The organism is Sporocytophaga myxococcoides DSM 11118 (assembly GCF_000426725.1).
In the GTDB taxonomy this organism is placed as follows: domain Bacteria; phylum Bacteroidota; class Bacteroidia; order Cytophagales; family Cytophagaceae; genus Sporocytophaga; species Sporocytophaga myxococcoides.
This window is the reverse complement of the sequence record NZ_KE384560.1, coordinates 704,333-718,232: the sequence shown is the minus strand read 5'-3', so window position 1 is coordinate 718,232 and position 13,900 is coordinate 704,333. Positions and strand designations below refer to the sequence as shown.

13 protein-coding genes are annotated in these 13,900 nt (G+C 37.6%); 4 read left to right on the top strand and 9 right to left on the bottom strand.

From position 1 onward, the window contains the following. Positions 1-2: 2 nt before the first annotated feature. The 5 genes from bioD to sppA all read right to left on the bottom strand — a co-directional run bounded on the left by bioD (position 3) and on the right by sppA (position 5,163). Entirely contained in the window at positions 3-617 is a 615-nt protein-coding gene (bioD, locus tag K350_RS0121410) for a dethiobiotin synthase (protein WP_028981648.1), read from the bottom strand. After that, on the bottom strand, positions 614-1,738 hold the full coding sequence (locus tag K350_RS0121405) for an aminotransferase class I/II-fold pyridoxal phosphate-dependent enzyme (protein WP_028981647.1): 1,125 nt from the start codon (positions 1,736-1,738) through the stop codon (positions 614-616). Before K350_RS0121405 ends, bioD begins: the two co-directional genes overlap by 4 nt. Before the next feature lie 78 nt (positions 1,739-1,816). Next, the gene (locus K350_RS0121400) at positions 1,817-2,245 is read right to left on the bottom strand and encodes a PRC-barrel domain-containing protein (RefSeq protein ID WP_028981646.1); all 429 of its coding nucleotides are present in this window, start codon (positions 2,243-2,245) and stop codon (positions 1,817-1,819) included. Positions 2,246-2,385: 140 nt separating this feature from the next. Continuing rightward, positions 2,386-3,393, bottom strand: a complete 1,008-nt coding sequence (gene bioB / locus K350_RS0121395) for a biotin synthase BioB (RefSeq protein WP_028981645.1) — start codon at positions 3,391-3,393, stop codon at positions 2,386-2,388. A 21-nt stretch (positions 3,394-3,414) separates the two neighbouring features. Next, a complete protein-coding gene (sppA, locus tag K350_RS0121390; RefSeq protein ID WP_028981644.1) occupies positions 3,415-5,163 on the bottom strand; it encodes a signal peptide peptidase SppA in 1,749 nt (582 codons plus the stop codon). A gap of 85 nt (positions 5,164-5,248) precedes the next feature. Here sppA and folK point away from each other — a divergent pair, with 85 nt between their 5' ends. Then, positions 5,249-5,737: a 2-amino-4-hydroxy-6-hydroxymethyldihydropteridine diphosphokinase gene (folK, locus tag K350_RS0121385; RefSeq protein WP_037576555.1), complete on the top strand. Its 489-nt coding sequence runs from the start codon at positions 5,249-5,251 to the stop codon at positions 5,735-5,737. A 71-nt stretch (positions 5,738-5,808) separates the two neighbouring features. Here folK and fabD read toward each other — a convergent pair whose 3' ends face one another. Then, on the bottom strand, positions 5,809-6,684 hold the full coding sequence (gene fabD, locus K350_RS0121380) for an ACP S-malonyltransferase (protein ID WP_028981642.1): 876 nt from the start codon (positions 6,682-6,684) through the stop codon (positions 5,809-5,811). Positions 6,685-6,810: 126 nt separating this feature from the next. After that, positions 6,811-9,336 (bottom strand): T9SS type B sorting domain-containing protein, encoded by a 2,526-nt coding sequence (locus K350_RS0121375; RefSeq protein WP_028981641.1) that lies wholly within the window; start codon positions 9,334-9,336, stop codon positions 6,811-6,813. 215 nt (positions 9,337-9,551) lie between these two features. On the opposite strand from K350_RS0121375, the gene K350_RS0121370 reads away from it, so the two are divergent. The 3 genes from K350_RS0121370 to K350_RS0121360 are packed head-to-tail and all read left to right on the top strand — an operon-like array spanning position 9,552 to position 12,900. Next, on the top strand, positions 9,552-10,205 hold the full coding sequence (locus K350_RS0121370; RefSeq protein WP_028981640.1) for a succinate dehydrogenase cytochrome b subunit: 654 nt from the start codon (positions 9,552-9,554) through the stop codon (positions 10,203-10,205). A gap of 14 nt (positions 10,206-10,219) precedes the next feature. Continuing rightward, complete coding sequence (locus K350_RS0121365) at positions 10,220-12,136, top strand: fumarate reductase/succinate dehydrogenase flavoprotein subunit (protein ID WP_037576551.1); 1,917 nt, start codon at positions 10,220-10,222, stop codon at positions 12,134-12,136. Between the two features lie 11 nt (positions 12,137-12,147). After that, positions 12,148-12,900, top strand: coding sequence for a succinate dehydrogenase/fumarate reductase iron-sulfur subunit (locus K350_RS0121360; protein ID WP_028981638.1), 753 nt, complete (start codon positions 12,148-12,150; stop codon positions 12,898-12,900). 83 nt (positions 12,901-12,983) lie between these two features. On the opposite strand, the gene K350_RS0121355 is transcribed toward K350_RS0121360, so the two are convergent. Next, positions 12,984-13,292 (bottom strand): hypothetical protein, encoded by a 309-nt coding sequence (locus tag K350_RS0121355; protein WP_028981637.1) that lies wholly within the window; start codon positions 13,290-13,292, stop codon positions 12,984-12,986. 63 nt (positions 13,293-13,355) lie between these two features. Then, entirely contained in the window at positions 13,356-13,802 is a 447-nt protein-coding gene (locus tag K350_RS31550; RefSeq protein WP_051313463.1) for a helix-turn-helix domain-containing protein, read from the bottom strand. Between the last annotated feature and the right edge of the window lie 98 nt (positions 13,803-13,900).

Genomic DNA, 13,900 nt, shown 5'->3' with positions numbered 1-13,900 from the left:
TACTATACTTCCCAGTTGTTAAACAACTCAATCGCATATTTATTTACTACAAACTGATCAACTTCTTTTTCCTGATCAATTTTCAGCAAGCACTTCAATCCGCTATGTTTTAAAATATAATCTTCTGTGGATTCATTTCTAGGGCCATTGAAGATAATGCCCTTTATACTTAGGCCTCTTCTTTTTATTTCGTTAATGGTAAGCAAGGTGTGATTAATACTTCCCAAATAATTATTTGAAACGAGAATGATTTCTGCATTGAATTTGGCAGCTAGATCAATTACAAAATGTGTATCATTCAATGGAACCAATACTCCTCCTGCTCCTTCTATCACAAGATTATTGTCTTTATTACCTGGAATCAGAATCTTATCAATATCAATTGTTACATTTTCTACTTCCGCTGCAAAATGTGGAGACGCAGGTGTTTGAAACCAATAACTTTCGTTAAATATTAAAGAGTGATTATTGTTAATTAGATCTTTGACTTTGTCTGCATCCCGCTCCAGCCCACTTTGTATGGGTTTCCAGTAATCTGCCTGTAAGGCCTGGGTGAGTATTGCACTTACCAGAGTTTTTCCGCTATCTGTGCTGATAGCTGTTACAAAGTAATTCATAAACTTTCAACTAATGTTTTTACCAGTCTTTCTATCTCTACATCAGAATTGAAAACATGCAAGCATATTCTCAATCGTTCTTCCCCTTCTTTTACAGTCGGAGACAATATCGCTCTTACATCAAAACCTTTACTCTGAACTGCAAGAGCAATTGCTTTTGCTTTTTCATTACCGGAAATTCTCAAAACCTGTATAGGGCTGTAGCTCTCTTGTATCATCACAGATAGGCTTTCAGTCCCCTCAATCAATGTTCTGAATAAATGTATTTTGGATCTTATTTTTTCCTGGAGAGATATTTCATTTTCTAAATATTCAAAACCTGCTTTTAATGTAACCAGGCTATGCAATGGCAATGAAGTCGTATATATAAAAGGTCTCGCAAAGTTTATAAGAAAATCAATAAGAATCTCAGAACCAGCTATACATGCACCATGAGCTCCCATGCCTTTCCCAAAAGTATATACTCTTGCAAAAATTTTATCTTCTATTCCAAGGTAGCAGCACATTCCATTTCCTTTCTCTCCCCAAACTCCTGTGCTATGTGCCTCATCCACTATCAAATGAGCATGATACTTGGTTGTCAGTTCGAGGATTTCTAATAACGGAGCAAAGTCTCCATCCATAGAATAGACAGATTCCACAGCAATGTAAACTTCACCTTTGGCTCTTTGAATTTTTGCTTCAAGATCTTTAAGATCATTATGTTTAAAGGAAAATCTTTGAGCAAAACTCAGACGTGCTCCATCTTTCAGACTCGCGTGAATCAGTTCATCATATATGATAGTGTCCTCCTTTTGGGGTATTGCTGATAAGATGGAGAGATTGGCATTATAACCAGAATTAAAGAGTAAGGCTTTAGGGCTTTTAAAAAGCTTAGCAAAAAAAAGTTCCAGTTCTTCTACATAGGCCGAATTTCCAGATAACAGTCTTGATCCTGTTGCACCGTTAACATTCCCAGCCTGTGTGCTTAATTCATTTTCTATTAAACAATAAAGTTCTCTGTTCCTTGCTAATCCTAAATAATCGTTGGAGAAAAAATCAATCAGGTCTGGTCTAAGAGTAAGTTTTCTCAAACTCCCCTCGTCCTGCCTATGCGCTAATTTGTCCGCTAGTTTTTTCATCGGAACAAATTTAACCTGTATTTTTCAATCGCCATAGCAATTGAAAAATTTAGGCTCTATGGATAATTATTAATTAGCCTATAGACAAAGCCCTGCCGGTATGCGGAAATTGTCGTGGTCATATAATTCTGCAATTTCCTTGTCGATTCCAAATACTCTAGCGAGTTCCATTTCAAATCCAGGCTGAGTAGGGCCATCCTTATACAGTGGGCATTTAGAAATCCAATCAGAATCAATTCGTTTAACCTCCACGATCTCCTCTTCCTTTCTGAGTGTAACCAGTCCTACAGGAAGAATAAAATGAGGCTGACGTTTTGAGACTTTGAGATCAGTGCTCGTTTTGCCGAGTATATAGCGGATTTTGCCTGTTTTTAAATCCACTATTAAATCATCTATCTTGCCTATCGTTTTTCCATTAGCATCAGTGACATCCCAATCCTTTATACTTTTATAATCGATAGAACTTAATTTATTCTTTGCAACCTCATAACGTTCAAGCACCTGCATAACTTCCTCCTCTCCTAATAATCTACCTGCTATTTTGAATTATTTCCCAACTACACAAACGTCCAGAAATTATTTGTCTCTCTTTAAAACAAAAAATCCGGAAGTTACCTCCCGGATTTACAATTCTTTTTGAAGATCAATTATCCTCTCATTGGTATTTGTTCAAAATGCACGTGAGGTTCTTGTCCGTCTTTATATGCTTTTCTTGGTTTTAGATTCAAGACCTGGAACAATTCTTTATCAGCATCTACCTCCGGATTTGGAGTTGTCAGTAACTTGTCACCAGCAAATATTGAATTTGCTCCTGCCATAAAACATAGAGCCTGTTCTTCCTGATTCATTCTTACTCTTCCCGCAGATAATCTTACCATTGCCTTTGGCATGATGATTCTTGCTGTTGCAATCATTCTGATCATTTCCCAAACAGAAACTCTAGGCTGATCCTCAAGGGGTGTACCTTCAACCGGTACCAGAGCATTAACCGGAACTGACTCAGGGTGCTCAGGCAAAGTCGATAAAGTCAATAGCATTCCTATTCTGTCATTATGGGATTCTCCCATACCTATAATACCTCCTGAACAAACAGATATTTTGGACTTTCTCACATTTTCCAGAGTATCCAATCTGTCATCATATGTTCTGGTTGAAATGATTTTATCATAATGCTCTTCACTGGTGTCAAGATTATGGTTGTATGCATACAGGCCTGCATCTTTAAGTTTCATAGCCTGTTCTTCTGTAAGCATTCCAAGCGTGCAGCAAACTTCAAGGCCCATTTGGCTTACGCCTTTTACCATGTCAAGAACACGATCAAAATCTTTATTATCTCTCACTTCTCTCCAAGCCGCACCCATGCAAAATCTTGTACTTCCGGACTCTTTTGCATTTTTTGCAGCAAGGATAACTTCCTGAGTTTCCATTAATTTCTGTACCTTAACATCTGTGTGGTACCTTGCAGCCTGAGGACAGTAAGCACAATCTTCCGGGCATCCGCCGGTTTTAACTGAAAGGAGGGTACAAACCTGAACTTCCTGTGCATCGTGGTTCGCTCTGTGGACTGTAGCTGCACGATAAATTAGGTCAAGAATCGGACTGTTATAAATTTCAGTGATTTCTTCTCTCGTCCAGTTGTTTCTGATCTCGGTCATTTTAATGAATTGGATAGTAAATTATTTTATCTGAATCTCATAAGGCAATCTCGCCTGAATGCCTTCATAAGATTTTACTTCTTTTAACTTTTTCAAATAAGGATAAAGGGAACCAAATTCGCTTTTCAATAAAGCTGATTCATCTTCATCTCCCATCTGCAAAAGTACTTCTTTTAATAATGCTGTCTTAATTTCAGGTAAATAAACTACTTTATAATCTTTTCCTAGCTTCGCTTTTTTAGATGCAATATCAACGGCATCATCCAAGCCCCCGAACATATCAACCAGTTTTATTTCTTTAGCCTGAGTACCAGACCATACCCTACCTTTCGCTACTTCTTTTAACTGATCTACAGAGATTTTTCTTCCTTTTGCAGCCTTCTGAGTAAATGATTCATAAATCCTATCTACTTCAGATTGAATAATTTGCCTTTCGGAACCGCTTACCGGTCTGGTAAAAGAACCGATATCTGAATATTCTCCTGTTTTTACTCTGTCTGAAGTAATACCGATTTTCTCATTCAAGAATTTCTGTCCTTGAAAAAATAATCCGAATACACCTATTGAACCAGTTATTGTGCTTGGCTCTGCAAGAATTGTATCACAAGCCATTGAAATATAATAACCTCCCGAAGCTGCCATATCTCCCATAGAAGCTATGATTGGCTTTTTGCATAATTGAACTTCATTCCAGATAATATCAGAAGCAAGTGCACTTCCGCCCGGAGAATTTACTCTTAATACTATAGCTTTCACATCGTCATCTTCTCTGGCTTTGCGGATCTCTTTCGCTAGACTTTCACCCCCTATTGTATTGTCCGTTCCCTGTCCATCTTCTATAGAACCATTTGCATAAATCACTGCTACCTTATTAGAACTAGTATTCTCCTCCTCTTCCTCACTAAAAACAGACAGATAGTGGTTGTAACCTACATAGTTAATTTTTTCCTTAGATTGAATCAGTAGTTTCTTTCTGATAAAATCTTCAGCATCAGAAAAATAACCTACGTCTGTGATAAGCTTATACTGCAATGCATCCTGAGCTTTTCTAACCTTCATGGAATCTGAAATCTCTTTAAGCTTAGCTTCTTCTATTTTTCTCGATTTAGCTACATTGCTGATATATACTTTATAAAATGAATCAAGAAGTTCAGTAAGCTGTTTTCTATTCTCATCGCTCATATTCTCTCTTATAAAAGGCTCACTTGCGCTTTTATACTCTCCCACTTTAAATAACTCAGGCTGAATTTCAAGCTTGTCAAGGAGTTTCTTAAAGAACATGATTTCAACATCAAGGCCGTTTAGTTCTAAACCACCTTCTTCCGGAAGATAAATTTTGTCTGCAACTGAAGCAAGAAAATAGGCTCCTTCACTATATGAATCACCATAAGCAATGACAAACTTACCGGTTGATTTAAAATCCAAAAGGGCTTTACGAATTTCTTCAAGACTGGCATATCCGGCTTCAACACTACTTGTTTTTATAACAATACCCTTTATGTTTGAATCGGATTTTGCATTTTTGATTGCCTTTTTAAGTTCCAGAAGTCCTATAGAACCTTCTGCATTACCAAAAGGCAGATTAAGCTGAGAAAAAAAATTATCTGTCTCTCGTTCAACAATTCTCTTGTTTAACTCAAGTTTTAAAACTGAATTTTCTTTAAGTTCTTCCTTCTTTCCGGAAGCCAACAAAATAAGTCCAAAGCAAATAATAAGAAATAAAAAAATTCCTATTACTGTGCCAAAAACAATCTTAAAAAACTGCTTCATACCTGCTTATGATTTTTAAACAATTATACAAATTTAACTTAAAATGTAACAGCTTAATGATAATTTTGCCAATATTTTGAATAGCTTGGAATCCATCATTTTATTATTCGGAAGCAATATCGGAGACAAAACAGCCAATTTAACCAGAGCTGTAGAGTTATGTTCAGAACATATAGGCCCCATAAACAAAGCTTCGTCTCTTTACTCAACTGAACCCTGGGGTAAGACAGATCAGGATATCTTTATTAATCAGGTCGTAAGCTTCAACACGAATTTATCAGTTGATATCGCATTAACTGAAACTCAGAAGATAGAAATGCAATTAGGTAGGGTTAGAAAAGAAAAATGGGGTAGCAGGACAATTGATATAGATATCCTATACTTCGGAAATCTGATCAAAAGAAGTAAAACTCTTTACATACCTCACCCAGAAATCGGAAACAGAAGATTTACTCTTATTCCACTTATTGAGATAGCTCCAGATTTTAAACATCCTGTATTGAATATTACAAATGAGGAAATGCTTAAGCGATGCCAGGATGAGCTTGGAGTTGTAAAGCTTGAAAAAAGCTGAAAGCTTAAGGGGAAAAGCTAAAAGTTATTTCAATTTTAACTTTCAGCTTTTCGCATTTCGCTTTCAGCTTTTTAAATGCTCATCACTTCAGAAGCACTGTTAATCTTCTTAACAAGTCCCTGTAGTACTTTACCAGGACCACACTCAACAAATTCTGTTGCTCCATCAGTAACCATGTTCTGAACAGACTGGGTCCATCTTACTGGTGCTGTTAGCTGAGCTATAAGATTTTCTTTTATAATATTGATATCAGTTGCGGGCAAAGCATTTACATTCTGATATACTGGGCAAAGTGGTTTGCTGAAGTTTGTGCTTTTTATTGCTTCTGCAAGTTCTTCTCTGGCAGGCTCCATCAGTGGAGAATGGAAAGCTCCCCCAACAGGAAGAGGCAGCGCTCTTTTTGCTCCGGCTTCTTTCATTTTCTGGCAAGCAATTTCAATACCTTTCATACTGCCGGAAATGACAAGTTGTCCAGGACAATTGTAATTAGCAGCTACCACAATCTCGTCTGAAATACTCTTACAGATTTCTTCTACTTTGGTGTCATCAAGACCAAGAATTGCAGCCATGGTACTTGGGTTTATCTCACAAGCTCTTTGCATCGCCAAAGCTCTTTTAGATACGAGCTTCAATCCATCTTCAAAAGAAAGTGTACCGTTAGCAACAAGTGCAGAAAACTCACCAAGCGAATGCCCTGCAACCATATCAGGATTGAAGTTTTCACTGATTTTTGCTAATACTACCGAATGTATAAAAATAGCAGGCTGAGTAACCTTTGTTTGCTTAAGCTCTTCATCAGTTCCTGTGAACATAACAGTCGTGATGTCGAAACCAAGAATTTCGTTTGCTTTTTCAAATAATGACTTTGCCTTTTCTGAACGATCGTACAAATCTTTTCCCATTCCTGAGAATTGAGAACCCTGACCAGGAAATACGTAAGCTTTCATCTTTTTTTAGTTTTTTCGGCTTGCAATTTAAAGCTTAACAGAAACTTAACAAAAGTTTAAATCAACTCTCTTCCTTTGCCAAAGGTAATTTCCTGTATTTCAACATTGATCAAAAAAAATTCTTGCTTATCTTAATATCTGTAGCCAGCTTTTAAAATTCTGCAATTCGTCCTTCTTCCTCAATCGTCTAACATACTTTACTTCAGCCACATAATAGTATATTCCATCTTTATTCGTTCCTCCATTCCAATGGATAAAAATATCATCGTCCTGAGTATGAACAAGTGCGCCCCATCGGTTGTAAACACTGAATTTTACTTTTTCTACATACCTAGGAGTTTTAAATGGCACAACCTCTTCGTTATAATCATCATTATTCGGAGTAATAAGGTTGGGTAATTCATAGTAAACACAATTATCCACACAGACTCTGTTACTTTGCAGGCCCTCAACACCAAATATATTGACAGCAGATACAGTATAGCAACCCGATAATGAAATAGTATCAAAATCAATATAGGTTGTATCCGGTACTGATTTGAAGAACCCTAATTCATCATCTTCATACTGCGCATAATAGATATTGTAATGATCAATATTATTACAGAATGGATCCCCTACTCTTGTCCAGTTTAAAATATTTCTGTTTAGTAATTCCTTATTTTTACAATCCTGAGTTGTTATAGTTAAGAATGGTGGCGGCGGCACCTGGTCGTCCATTGGAATTTCGCATTTAGTTTCCGATGTGCTAATGAGTGGCTTTGGATATAACGCATTGCAATAACTTCCATACGACTCCATATAATAACAGAAGGTATCACAGTTGACAAGATTCTCATCTGTAAAAGTTCCGGAAACACTTCCTGGCATTGTCTTATAAAACGAAAACAGAGTTTCTCCATTTGCTTTTCTATACAGCTTCAGTGAATCTACATTCCAAGGAACATTCATTGTCCATGTTACGGTAACTTTTCTGTCACCAGGAATAGTCTGCAAGAACAAGGTGCTGGCAGGATCACTAGGAATCGTATCCGAAAACAGCAAATCTACCCTATAATTATAAGAAGTATCTGCAGTATTAAGGGGTTGATCAACAAATACAGTATCAGAATCAAATGTTTGGCCTATTTCTATAAAATTTGTCCCATTAATACCAGTTGCTCTGAAGATTTTAAATGAATATGGACCCACGGGAGCATTTAAAGGCTTAAACCACTTAATGGTATTTACCCCAAGCAATGTATCAGTAACATCTACATCAACAGATGCTATGACTGCAGCATTGTCGTCCAGGCTTCCACAGACTTCATCCGAACCTTTACTTAAACCGCCCTGAGGTAGTTGAAAGGTTGCTACAATAACATAGCAATAAAAATTCCCCCTGACTATTTTATCATTATCTAAATAAGTGGTCTGAGTTGCAGGAACCTCAGCTAAAAAAGTATATCCAGGAAAACCTTCTGCTCCAACCTGACAAGGATCCTGCTTATAATCAGTAAGATCACAGCTTTTTCTATAAATTTGGATTTTGGAAGCTGTAGAGCAATCATATTTCTCCCATGTTAATCGTAATCCTTTTCCTTCAGGCTCCACAGATTGTAATGTGGGTGGTTTTGCAACTACTTTAATTCTCAAAGTTTGATAATCTGCAAGTTGTAAAGTTGTATCAGCGGGATAATCAACAGCCCTAAACTCCACCTGATGAGGCTGATTTCTTGCATGCTCGCATTTAGTTTCCCATCTAAAGATGCCTTTCGGATTTTTACCAAAGGGTGGAGGATTTGTAAACGTCGCGCCCAACTGGTACACCCCTGTAGGAGCAGTAGAAGTAATCCTTACATCATGATTATTAGGATCTGTGGCTTCTATCTCAAAAATTAAAGTATCTCCAGCTACAATACATGTATCAAGACCTTTGCTTAATTCAGGAGGATCATTTTTGGCTGGCAAGACTTCTATCTGCATATCTCTGGTTACATAGCCAATTCTGACGCCGTTTCTCCATTCTTCAACATAAAAAGCCACATTAAACAATCCTTCTTCCTGAGGAACATTCCAAACCAAATCTCCCGTAACACTGTTTAAAGTCATATTGTCTGGTGTAAAATATCCTGAGACATCTACACCGGCAGCCTGTTTAGGGGTTACAAGTCTGTATGAAATGCTGTCACCCTCTATATCGTAAGCTCCTGGATTATATACATAAAGTTTTCCCTTTTGTGCCTTATCCAAAGGGGGGATTGCCATTGTAGGAGAATAGTTTACTACCGATACCCCGGAAACAACTGATACTAAAGACTCTATATAAAAAGGAGTATTTATAGAATTTCCAATATTCTTAATACTTCCATTTCTATTCGATTCTGTGTATCCAACCCTATAAGATCCCGTACCAGGATAAGTATGTTCAAAATAATATATGTTTTCGTATGTGTCGTTCCGAATAAGTCTTTTAGAATCTCTTGGTTGTTCTAATGAAGTTCCATCTCCAAAGTTTAATGTTGCAGTAGGATCATCTACACCGCCATCAACAGCTGTTCGGTTGGTATAAACAATAAGTATAAATCTGTATCTAAGATCAGACAATCTTTGAGTAAGGATATTACCCGCCCTGATGTGGGTAGCATGAGTTCGTTGTGCCAGACAGAGCATAACGATTATTAAAAAATTTATATAACATGTTTTCAAAACCTTCATTGCAATCTCGCTGGGATTATGTTATACACGCGAATAATTATTACAACGGAAATCGAATAATGTTTGAAATATGACAAAAAATGCAAAAAATTGCATTGCATACTAAAATTCCCGAATGTAACTTTGGGCAAGTTAATATTAATTTAAAACTAAAAAAACACTATTAAATTATGGGCTGGTTAAGTAAGGCTTTGTCCGGAAACCTTGGTCAAAAACTGATAATGTCTTTAACAGGTCTTTTTCTGATCTCGTTCCTGTTAGAACATCTTCTCAGTAATCTGCTACTCCTGAAAAGTGATGGAGCTGATTTTAACGCCTACGCGGAATTCATGAAAACCAATCCCGTGATACAGGCAGCAGAGTATATCCTTTTCGGAGGCTTCATTGTACACATTATCTATGCGGCAATTATTACTGCAAAGAACAAAAAGGCCCGTCCTCAGGGATATGCTTACAACAATGCTTCTGCAAACAGCAGCTGGTTTTCAAGAAACATGGGATTGTCAGGATCAATGGTTTTGATCTTTCTTATCGTACACCTGAAGTCATTTTTTGTGCCTCACAAAATAACCCATTCTGCAACTACAACCATTTATGATGATGCAATCATTACATTTGGCAATGTTCCTTATACGCTATTTTATGTTGCAGCAATGGTTCTTCTTGCTTTTCACCTTAACCACGGTTTCCAAAGTGCATTCCAGACTTTGGGACTGAGACATCCTAAATATACTCCGTTCATCAAAAAATTGGGAACAGCTTTCGCAATACTTGTTCCTGCAGGATTTGCAGCTATACCACTTTATATTTGTTTCATCAGATAGTCCACATAATTGATATGACGAAATTAGATTCTAAAATTCCTGAAGGACCTGTAGCAGAGAAATGGACCAAGCATAAATTCAATCTGAAGCTTGTAAACCCTGCTAATAAAAGAAAATATGATATTATAGTGGTCGGAACCGGTTTGGCCGGAGCTTCTGCCGCAGCTACTCTTGCGGAACTTGGTTATAATGTAAAAGCATTCTGTTTTCAGGATAGTCCAAGAAGAGCACACAGTATTGCAGCACAAGGTGGTATCAATGCTGCAAAAAACTATCAAAATGATGGTGATAGCATATTCAGATTATTCTATGATACTGTAAAAGGAGGAGATTATAGAGCAAGAGAAGGAAACGTTTACAGACTTGCAGAAGTCAGTGTAAATATAATTGACCAATGCGTTGCTCAGGGAGTGCCTTTTGCAAGAGAATATGGAGGGTTGTTAGATAACAGATCGTTCGGAGGAGCTCAGGTTTCAAGAACATTTTATGCTAGAGGGCAAACTGGTCAGCAATTACTTCTTGGAGCATACAGCGCATTATCAAGACAAATCGGTCTGGGTAAAGTTAAAATGTACTCCAGAACAGAAATGCTGGATTTAGTAATGATTGATGGAGCTGCAAAAGGTATAGTTACAAGAGATCTTGTTACCGGAGAAATCACATCACATGCAGGCCATGCGGTACTTCTGTGTACTGGTGGATATGGAAACGTATTCTACCTTTCGACAAATGCACAAGGTTCTAATGTAACGGCAGCATGGAGAGCTCATAAACAAGGAGCATTCTTTGCTAACCCTTGCTTTACACAGATTCACCCTACATGTATTCCAGTTTCTGGAGATCATCAGTCAAAACTGACTTTGATGAGTGAAAGCTTAAGAAATGACGGAAGAGTTTGGGTTCCTAAAAAAGTAGGAGACAAAAGAAATCCTTCGGAAATACCTGAAGATGAAAGAGATTACTTCCTTGAAAGAAAATACCCATCTTTCGGAAACCTGGTTCCAAGGGATGTGGCTTCAAGAAATGCAAAAGAGCAGTGTGACGCTGACAAAGGCGTAGGTTCAAGTGGCCTTGCTGTTTATCTTGATTTTGCCGACGCTATAAAGAGACTTGGAGAAAATTCAGTACGTGCTAAATATGGTAACCTGTTTGACATGTATGCTCAGATTACCGGAGAAAATCCGTACAAATCTCCAATGCGTATTTATCCTGCTGTTCACTATACCATGGGTGGACTTTGGGTTGATTACAATCTTATGACAACCATTCCTGGACTTTATGCCCTTGGAGAAGCTAACTTCTCAGATCACGGTGCGAACAGACTGGGAGCCAGTGCACTGATGCAGGGACTTGCAGATGGTTACTTCGTAATTCCTTATACTGTGGGAGATTACCTTGCTGGTTTAGGTACTAAACCAGTTGATAAAAATCACCCGGCTTTTAAAGAAGCTGAAGATAAAGTTAAAGCATTAACGAAAAAATTCCTTTCCATAAAAGGAACTAAAAGCGTAACGCATTACCACAGAGAACTTGGTAAAATCATGTGGGATTACTGCGGAATGGCTAGAAATGCTGAAGGTCTTACAAAAGCTAAAGGATTAATAAAGGAATTAAAAGAAGATTTCTGGAAAAACGTTAAAGTTCTTGGGGAAGGTGAAGAACTAAATCAAAGCCTTGAGAAAGCAGGAAGAGTTGCTGACTTTATAGAACTTGGAGCATTGATGGTGGAAGATGCCCTGAATAGAAATGAATCATGCGGAGGACACTTCAGAGAAGAATATCAGACTGAAGAAAACGAAGCGAGAAGAGATGATGAAAACTATGCCTATGTTGCAGCCTGGGAGTTTAAAGGAGAGGATAAGGCAGAAGAGCTTCACAAAGAAAACCTAAAGTTTGAAACTGTTAAATTAACCCAGAGAAGTTACAAATAATGAGCGGAACAATGAACTTAACTGTAAAAGTCTGGCGTCAGAAAAATTCTAAATCTGAAGGCAAGATGGTCTCTTACAATGTAAAAGACGTATCTCCAGACATGTCTTTCCTTGAAATGTTCGACGTTCTGAACGAGGACCTTATAAGCAAAGGAGATGAGCCTATCGCTTTTGACCATGACTGCCGCGAAGGTATCTGTGGTATGTGCAGTATGTATATTAATGGAAGGGCGCACGGACCAAAAACGGGTATCACTACCTGTCAGCTCCATATGCGTAGCTTCAAAGATGGGGATACGATCGTCGTAGAACCATGGAGAGCTTCTGCATTCCCGGTTGTAAAGGACCTTGTAGTAGACAGAGGTGCATTTGACAGAATTATCAATGCGGGTGGATTCGTTTCTGTAAACACTGGAGGTGTTCCTGACGCCAATGCGATTCCAATTTCTAAAGTAGATGCAGATGCCGCTTTTGATGCTGCTACTTGTATAGGTTGCGGAGCATGCGTAGCATCCTGTAAAAATGCATCAGCTTCACTTTTCGTTGCTGCGAAAATCACTCAGTTAGCCCTATTGCCTCAAGGACAAGTAGAAAGAGCAGCAAGAGTTGAAAAAATGGTAGCTCAAATGGAAGCGGAAGGATTTGGTGCTTGCACTAATACCGGAGCTTGTTCTGTAGAATGCCCGAAAGAAATTTCTCAAGATACAATTGCAACAATGAACAGAGAGTACTATGCTGCTAAAGCAAGCTCTAAGAATGTTTAATATTATACATTAAAATAATAAAAAGGCGGCTCTTATTAAGAGCCGCCTTTTTTTATAATTTGTAATAAATACAAGCTTAGCTTCTAAAGGCGAATTTTTCTTTTCTCCACAACAACATTACTATTGCTTCCTCCATCATCCCTTTTAGAATTTGAGTTAGGAATTGGAGTTTCTTTAGGAATAACTTCCTCTTCCACTTCAACCCCGTCTTGATTTAAGGAATCTGTCGCCCCCCCTTCTCCCTCAGGTACTGCAAAGCAAACAATATTTTCATTATCTACCCAGGCGCAACTTATAGAGACATCTTCTTCCTGCTCCTTCGCCGCTTCTCCCTGACCATATGAAAATACTGAAATACCCAAGAAAGCAATTAATCCAAACAACCATTTCATAATATCTTCCCTTTCCAAATTATCTAAAAGTTTAACCTGATTACGGAAGGGAAGGTTTAAATTTCACTCAGCTACACCCTTTATTATTTGATTTTCAATGGAATTAATTTTACCCTCCAAAAAACTATTATATTCCTTTACTGAATTCAGATAATTTTTCAAAATCTTGATTTCTTCCTCTTTTTGAGTTACTATTTCAGAAAGACGAAGCTGTTCCTCCATAAGCGCAGTATTATCAGCCATCAGTTCACGGATTGTTTCCTGAGAATAAATTTCTCCATCTTCTCCTTTTTCAGCCCCGAATCGCTTCCCGAGAATAAGATGATCCAATGAAACATTAAAAAATTCTGCAATTTTTATTAAGGATTCTATCGAAGGAAGGCGCTTTCCTCTTTCGTAATTGGCGATGTTACTCCTATCTATATGTAGAAGATTGGAAATATCTTCCTGAGTAAGGTTTTCTTCCAACCTCAACTCTTTTAACACTTTATAAAAATTTACGCCATCCATAGTTACTATTTAAACAATTTGTACCACAAAAACAACCAAATTGTTTCTTAAAGCAACATATTAAAAAAATATAATGCCAATAAATCCTTTTCATGAAT